The 7,824-nt window shown below is 72.4% G+C and carries 4 protein-coding genes; all 4 read left to right on the top strand.

Going from position 1 to position 7,824, the window contains the following annotated elements; translation table 11 throughout:
- Positions 1 to 17: 17 nt before the first annotated feature.
- The 4 genes from eccE (at position 18) to ACFC0D_RS32145 (ending at position 7,675) form a co-directional block, all read left to right on the top strand.
- Positions 18 to 1,337 carry a type VII secretion protein EccE gene (eccE, locus tag ACFC0D_RS32130; RefSeq protein ID WP_376443638.1) on the top strand — a complete coding sequence of 440 codons (1,320 nt, stop codon included), beginning with the start codon at positions 18 to 20 and terminating at the stop codon, positions 1,335 to 1,337.
- A complete protein-coding gene (locus ACFC0D_RS32135; protein ID WP_376443627.1) occupies positions 1,337 to 2,158 on the top strand; it encodes a hypothetical protein in 822 nt (273 codons plus the stop codon). Before eccE ends, ACFC0D_RS32135 begins: the two co-directional genes overlap by 1 nt.
- 226 nt (positions 2,159 to 2,384) lie before the next feature.
- Complete coding sequence (locus ACFC0D_RS32140) at positions 2,385 to 5,630, top strand: SCO5717 family growth-regulating ATPase (protein WP_376443630.1); 3,246 nt, start codon at positions 2,385 to 2,387, stop codon at positions 5,628 to 5,630.
- A 185-nt stretch (positions 5,631 to 5,815) separates the two neighbouring features.
- A complete protein-coding gene (locus ACFC0D_RS32145; protein ID WP_376443633.1) occupies positions 5,816 to 7,675 on the top strand; it encodes an ABC transporter substrate-binding protein in 1,860 nt (619 codons plus the stop codon).
- Positions 7,676 to 7,824: the final 149 nt, after the last annotated feature.

Raw genomic sequence — 7,824 nt, forward strand, 5'->3', positions numbered from 1 at the left:
TGGGGGGATTCTCCATGATGGCATCCGCTACGCGGACGCGGACGCGGCGTGCGGCGGCCGCACCCTCCTCGGCGCCTCCGGCGCAGACCTCGGCGGGCGCGCCGTCGGCCGTCTCGCCTCGACTTCAGGCACGTCCGGGACACTTCGGATCGTTCCGATTGCAACAGCTCGTACTGATTGAGGTCGCGGCGGCGCTGCTGCTCGTGGCCTGGGTCGTCGAGCCGCTGCTGCTGGTGCCCGCCGGTGTCGTCGCCGCGCTGCTGGTCCTGCTCGCGGTGGTGCGCAGACACCGTCGCTCGATGCCGGAGTGGCTCGCCACCTACCTCGCCCTGCGCACCCGTACGCGCCGGGCAGCCTCGCTCGTTCTCCCGGAGGGCACGGAACCCGGCCTCGCGCCGGTCGTGGAGTGCGATCCCGCGCTGCGCACCTACGCGTACAGCGACCGGGACCGCCGGCCGGTCGGGATGGTCGGCGACGGCACCTTCCTCACCGCGCTGGTGCGCGTCGAGTCGGAGGCCACGGCGCTGCGTCCGGACCGCGCGGCACGCCCGCTGCCGGTCGCGCTCGTCCGGGACGTCCTGGACGTGGACGGGATCAGGCTGGAGTCGGCGCAGATCGTGCAGCACACGCAGCCGGCGCCCGCCCCGCATCTGCCGGAGCAGTCGATGGCCAGGCGGAACTACGCGCCGCTGCAGGCGCAGACGGGTTCGCCGGCGCTGCGGATCACGTGGGTGGCTCTGAAGCTGGACCCGGAGCTCTGCCCGGAGGCGGTCGCCGCCCGCGGCGGTGGCCTGGAGGGCGCGCAGAAGTGTGTGGTGCGGGCCGCGGACCAGTTGGCGAGCCGGCTGGCCGGCGCCGGGTTCAAGGCGACCGTGCTCACCGAGCAGGAGCTGATCGCCGCGCTGGCGACGTCGACGTGCGCGAGCCCGATGGCGATCGCGCAGGCGGGACGCGGCCAGGCGCAGGCGCGGCGGACCCAGGAGACCGCACGGACCTGGCGGGTCGACGACCGTCGCCATACGACGTACTGGGTGGGGCGCTGGCCTCAGCTGGGAAGCACGGGTGGCGCGGGTGCGTCGATGCCGCAGCTGATCGCGCTGTTGACCTCGCTCCCGGCGCTCGCGACGACGTTCAGTCTGACGCTGAGCGGCGGTGACCGTCAGGAGGTGACGGTGGCCGGGCACGTACGGATCACCGGTCGCAGCGACGAGGAGCTCGTGGCCGCGCGGCACGAACTGGAGCGTGCGGCGCGCGGGGTGAAGACGGGTCTGGTGCGGCTTGACCGCGAACAGGTGCCGGCCATGCTGGCTTCGCTGCCGCTCGGGGGTGCGCGCTGATGTCCTTCTCCACCACGCCTTCTTCTTCGCCTTCTTCTCAGTCTGCTCCCGGCACTCGGGGTACGGACGCCGGTTCCGTCAGGCGCGGCGCGTCCGGACGCGGTGCGGGTAGGGCCGCACGGCCCAGATTCGGCTTCGGGCTCGTCGGTCCGCGCCGCGACCGGCACGCGGTACCGCTGGAGCAGCTCGGCGCGCTCGGCCTTCCGGTCGGCGACGACGGCATGGTCATCGGCGTGGACGCCGAGGGCCGGCCCGCGGTGCTCGGCATCAACCGCCCCACGCCGTACGACGTGACGCTGATCGGCGGTCTGTGGACGGCGCAGGTCATGGCGTTGCGCGCGGCGGCGACCGGGGCCCGGGTGGCCGTGGAGACCGGCCGGGCGCAGGCGTGGACCGGGCTCGCGCAGGCCGCGGGCGGCGGTCAGCCGTGCATCACGCTGCACGATGTCGGCCGGGTCCCGCCGCAGGGTGCGTCGGCCGGCAGCCCGGTGGTCGTGGTGCGGGACTGCGGAATGCGTCCGCCGCGCGGCCGGGTCGTGTCCGGCCCCTGGCAGTCGGTGGTGACGCTGCTGCCGTACCTGAGCCCGGTGGCCCCGCGCCTCCTGGAGAAGTCCTCGCTGGTCGGCATCCAGCGGGTGTCCCCGGACGAGGCCACGCAGATCGCCCGCATCATGGGCCTGCCGCGCGCGGAGTCGGAGGCACTGTCGACGCTCGCCGACGGCGTGACCCTGTGGTGCACGCCGAGCGATCGGCAGTTCGTGATGACGCAGGCGACGGATGCCGAGACCGGATTGTTGGGCAGCGCGCGCCGGATGGACTGACGGCGCGACAATTTCCCATCCCGTCCATTTTTGTACGGGTTTGAATCGCCACGTGGTCACCTGCGGTTCACTCTGCGGTGCCGGTAGGTCACTTGGGGGCGAGACGTGATCTACGGGACAGACGTGGGCGGGCAGCCGGGCCTGCCCCACGGACACGGTTGGCGTTTAGGGTGGGTAGGGCCCGCCCACGACAGCACAAGGGTGCGCGACCACACCAGGAGGCAAAGTGAACGGCGATCGGGACGAGATCCACGGGGGTTGGAATCCACCCGCCGATGATCAGTCCGACGCGGATCCCGCCGAGATGACGGGTGAGTTCACCATCGACTACACCCCTCCGGCCTGGTACACGCAGAACGCGTCGGAATCGGCCGGCTCCGGGACGTCCGGCAGCGCCGGGGGTGCGACGCCACCGCCGCCGAGCGGTGCGCCCGTTGCTGTTCCGGGGCTTCCGTCCGGCAGCGGTTTCGAGCCCAACTGGGCGCCCCAGGCGCCTGTGCCGCCGGCTCCGGCCCCGGTTGTTCCCGCTCCTGTCGCGCCCGCCCCGGTCGCCCCTCCCGCGCCTGCCCCGGCACCTGTAGTGCCCGCACCGGCCGTTCCCGCCGACGGTGGGTCGTTCGGGGGCGGCGACCTGGAGAGCGGCGCCACCATGCGCTTCTCCCCCGCCGCGCTGAAGCGTGAGATGGCGGAGATCTCCGAGCGCGCGGCGACTGCCTCGACCGCGAACGCACCCGGCACGGAAACCGGCGTGGGCTCCACCTCCGGTGAAGCGGCGGGCCATGGGTCCGTCGGTGGTCAGGCGCAGCCTTCGCCGGCCGTACCGACCGCGACGGACGGCCCGGTGGACCCCGGTACCGGCGCGGGCACGCCGTCCACGTTCGACATCCACGGAACTCCCGCCGCGGCCCCGGCCGGATCCGAGAGCGGATCCACGGAGGCCGGCGCGGGCGACCGGAGTGTTGCCGAGGGCGGCAGCCCCGGCCTGTCGGAGAAGGACGAGTCGGCCGCCACCGGCGCCTCCGCGGGCGAGCTCTCGTCGGCGGACGCCGAAGGCTCCGCACCGACGGACGGCGCCACGGGCACGGCGCCGGAGGCCGGCGAGGCGCCCGGCACCCCGGCCCTGCCGGCGGGCGGGAGCACCCAGCGGGACACCTCTGAAGCCGGCGACGGCGCGGCGCTCGCGCTTCCCTCGGGCGACTCCCCGTCCGCCGACGCGCCGTCGGACGAGGCGGGTGACGGCGCCGCGCTCGCGCTGCCGGCCGCCGGCACGCCCGAGGACTCCGTTCCCGCGACCACCGAACCCCAGGACGCGGTCCCCGCCGCGCTGCCGCCCGCCCTGCCTCCGGCGCCCGAGCCGTGGAGCCCCGCCGCGCCGCAGGGCGGTGCCGGGCTGCCTCCGCTGCCGCCGTCGTTCCAGCCCGCGGCCCCCGCGGCCGCGCCGCAGTGGCCGGCCCCGGCTCCCGCGGGCGACCAGTCGACGCCGCCGGCGGCCCCGCTGCCGGCCGCCGCCTCCTGGCCGGCCCCGACGCCCCCGAACGCACCCGTGCCGCCGCAGGGCACGCCCGGTGGCTACGGCTTCCCGCAGCCCGGTCAGCCGCTGCCCGCACCCGTCCCGCCGCAGGGCCAGGGCGCCTACGGGTTCCCGAACCCGGCCCTGCAGCCGGCGCCGCAGACGCCCGAGGCCAACGCCCCCGCACCGCAGGGTGGGTACGGCTTCCCGCACCCAGGCGCACAGCCCGCACCCCAGGCACCCGAAGCCGGCGCTCCGGCGCCGCAGGGCGGGTACGGCTTCCCCCACCCGGGAACTCCGGGCGCCCAGCCGGCCCCGCAGGGCGGCTACGGCTTCCCCCACCCGGGCGCACAGCCCGCACCCCAGACACCTGAGGCCAACGCCCCAGCCCCGCAGGGTGGGTACGGCTTCCCGCACCCAGGCGCACAGCCCGCACCCCAGGCACCCGAAGCCAACGCCCCAGCCCCGCAGGGCGGGTACGGCTTCCCCCACCCCGGCGCACAGCCCCCGCAGAACCCGCAGGTGCCCGGGCAGATGCACCCGGATCACCAGGTGCCGCCCCACCAGGCGCCCGTTCCGCCGCAGGCCGGGCAGCAGCCGCCGGTCGATCCGCGAACCGGGGCCGCCTGGCCCACCGCGGTCACGCACGACCAGCGCGAGCGTTCCGTGCCGGGTGCCCCGCTCGGGTACAACGCGGCCGTGGAGCTCTCCTCCGACCGTCTGCTGCGCAACAACAAGCAGAAGGCCAAGTCCAGCCGGAACCCCGGCGCCTCCGCCCGCTTCAAGATCGGCGGCAAGAAGGAGGAGGCCGAGCGGCAGCGCAAGCTCGACCTGATCCGTACGCCGGTCCTGTCCTGCTACCGGATCGCGGTCATCTCCCTCAAGGGCGGTGTCGGCAAGACCACGACGACCACCGCGCTGGGCTCGACCCTGGCCACCGAGCGACAGGACAAGATCCTGGCGATCGACGCCAACCCGGACGCGGGCACGCTCGGCCGCCGGGTGCGGCGCGAGACCGGGGCCACCATCCGTGACCTCGTGCAGGCGATCCCGTACCTCAACTCGTACATGGACATCCGCCGCTTCACCTCGCAGGCGCCCTCCGGTCTGGAGATCATCGCCAACGACGTGGACCCGGCCGTCTCGACGACGTTCAACGACGAGGACTACCGGCGCGCGATCGACGTCCTGGGCAAGCAGTACCCGATCATCCTGACCGACTCCGGTACGGGTCTGCTCTACAGCGCGATGCGCGGTGTGCTCGACCTCGCCGACCAGCTGATCATCATCTCCACCCCGTCCGTGGACGGTGCCTCCAGCGCGTCGACGACGCTCGACTGGCTCTCCGCGCACGGATACGCGGAGTTGGTGCAGCGCTCCATCACGGTCATCTCCGGAGTGCGCGAGACCGGCAAGATGATCAAGGTCGACGACATCGTGCAGCACTTCCAGACCCGCTGCCGCGGGGTCGTGGTGGTGCCGTTCGACGAGCACCTGTCGGCGGGCGCCGAGGTCGACCTCGACATGATGCGGCCGAAGACGCGCGAGGCGTACTTCAACCTGTCCGCGATGGTCGCCGAGGACTTCGTGCGGGCGCAGCAGGCGCAGGGGCTGTGGACCGGTGACGGCCAGGGCGGCGTTCCGCCGCACATGGCACCGCCGATGCCCGGTCAGCCCGGTCAGCCGATGCCCGGTCAGCCCGGTCAGCCGATGCCCGGTCAGCCCGGTCAGCCGATGCCCGGTCAGCCGTACGGCGGTCAGCCGGCACCCGGTCAGCCGTACGCGCCCCAGGCCCCGCAGCCGGGTCAGCCGTACGGAGACCAGCCGGGTCAGCAGCCGTACCCGCAGGCACAGCCGCAGCCGTACCCGCAGCAGCAGCCCTACCCGCAGCAGCCCGGTCAGCCCGGTATGCCGCAGGGCTGGCAGCAGCCTCCGCAGGCACCGCCAGCCCCTCAACAGTAAGGCGTCAGAGGACTGGACCAATGAGGCTCCGCACCGGCTCCCCGGTGCGGAGCCTCTTGGCATTCCCGCAGCCCACAAGGGGTTTGAGTCATCGTTGACGCCGCTCCGTCACCGCTGATAAACCTTCGCTTCACCAGTTGGCGCCCCAAGATCGACGACAGAACCCCAACGCGAGGTCACGTCCCATGGTCAAGGTCACGAAGGTTCCCTCCCGCCAGGTCGCCCCCCGAAGACTCCCCCGGCTGCTCCTCGCCGCAGGTGTCGCCGCCACCACGCTCGTGGTCGCGCCCCAAGCAACCGCCCGGACCACCGCCCAAGCAGCCGACGAGAACAGCACGCTCACCGTCGCGGTCTCGCAGAGCGTCGACTCCCTGAGCCCCTTCCTCGCGCAGAAGCTCGTCTCCACCAGCATCCACCGGTTGGCCTACGAGTACCTGACGAACTACGACGCGAACGACGCCAAGCCGATCCCGGGCCTGGCGACCGAGTGGAAGTCCTCCCCCGACAAGCTGACGTGGACGTACACGATCCGCAAGGACTCGAAGTGGTCCGACGGGAAGCAGGCCACGGCCGAGGACGCCGCCTGGACCTTCAACAAGATGATGACGGACGAGAACGCCGCCACCGCGAACGGCAGCTTCACGTCCAACTTCAAGAAGGTCACCGCGCCCGACCCGCAGACGCTCGTCATCGAGCTGAAGAAGCCCCAGGCCACGATGACGGCGCTGGACGTGCCGATCGTGCCCAAGCACGTCTGGGAGAAGGTCGGCGACTTCTCCAAGTTCAACAACGACCAGCAGTTCCCGATCGTCGGCAACGGCCCGTTCGTCATCACGGACTTCAAGGTCGACCAGTACATCAAGCTGAAGCCGAACAAGGACTTCTGGCGCGGCACGCCCAAGTTCGACGAGCTGGTGTTCAAGTACTACAAGGACGGTGACGCGGCCGTCGCCGCGCTGCAGAAGGGCGAGGTGTCCTTCGTACCGAACCTGACGCCCGCTCAGGCCGCGGCCCTGAAGTCCGCGAAGAACATCAAGGTCAACGACGCCCCCGGCCGGCGCTTCTTCGCCCTGGCCACCAACCCGGGCGCCCGCTCCAAGGACGGCAAGACCTTCGGCAACGGCCACAAGGCGCTGCTCGACCCGGTGGTCCGCAAGGCGCTCTTCCTCTCCGTGGACCGGACGACGATCGTCGACAAGGTCTTCCAGGGCCACGCCGTCGAGGGCGAGGGCTACATCCCGCCGCGCTTCGGCTCGTACTTCTGGAAGCCGGAGGCCGCGCAGAAGCTGGCCTATGACCCGGCCAAGGCCGGGCAGCTCCTGGACCAGGCCGGATACAAGAAGAACGGCGACGGCAAGCGCGTCGGCAAGGACGGCAAGCCGTTGGACTTCCGGATCCTGTGTCACGCCACCGACCCGAACGACAAGGCGATCGGCAAGTACCTCCAGGAGTGGTGGGGCGAGCTCGGCATCGGGCTGAAGGTCGAGTGTCTCGACAACGTCGGTGACCCGTGGACGAAGGGCGACTACGACCTCGCCTTCGACGGCTGGTCGGTCAACCCCGACCCCGACTACGTCCTGTCGATCCACACCTGCGGCACCCTGCCGGCGACCCCGAAGGACTCCGGGGCGACCGACAACTTCATCTGCGACAAGCAGTTCGACGCGCTGTACGCGCAGCAGTCGGTGGAGTACGACGCCGCCAAGCGGGCGGATCTGGTCAAGCAGATGCAGTCACGGCTGTACGACACCGGGTACATGAATGTCATGGCGTACCCGAACGCACTCGAGGCGTACCGCACGGACCAGATCAGGTCCATCACGACGATGCCGGCGGCCGCCGGCAACCTCTACGGCCAGGACGGCTACTGGAGCTGGTGGTCGGCCGTTCCCACCACCGCCGCCGCGGGCTCCTCGGCGGACGGCGGATCGAGCGGCTCCGACAGCGGCGTGATCATCGGCATCGGTGCCGCCGTCGTGGTCGTGGTCGCTCTGGGTGTCTTCCTCGGCATGAAGCGCCGGTCCACCGCCGACGACCGCGAGTAGTCCGTGACGACCGCAAGCACCCCCGCCGACGTGGGGGGGGGCCCGCAAGGGCCCCCCCCCCCCGGCGGCCGCCCCCCCCCGGACCACCCCCCCAAACAACCCGCACGGGGCCGGCCACAGGGGGGGGGGGGCCGCGCGCGGCGCGCCCG

The organism is Streptomyces sp. NPDC056222 (assembly GCF_042264065.1).
Lineage (GTDB): Bacteria > Actinomycetota > Actinomycetes > Streptomycetales > Streptomycetaceae > Streptomyces.

Excerpts from the sequence above, each read along its gene's own strand:
- eccE (WP_376443638.1), top strand. The coding sequence starts at position 18 with ATGGCATCCGCTACGCGGACGCGGACGCGGCGTGCGGCGGCCGCACCC.
- ACFC0D_RS32135 (WP_376443627.1), top strand. The coding sequence starts at position 1,337 with ATGTCCTTCTCCACCACGCCTTCTTCTTCGCCTTCTTCTCAGTCTGCT.
- ACFC0D_RS32145 (WP_376443633.1), top strand. The coding sequence starts at position 5,816 with ATGGTCAAGGTCACGAAGGTTCCCTCCCGCCAGGTCGCCCCCCGAAGA.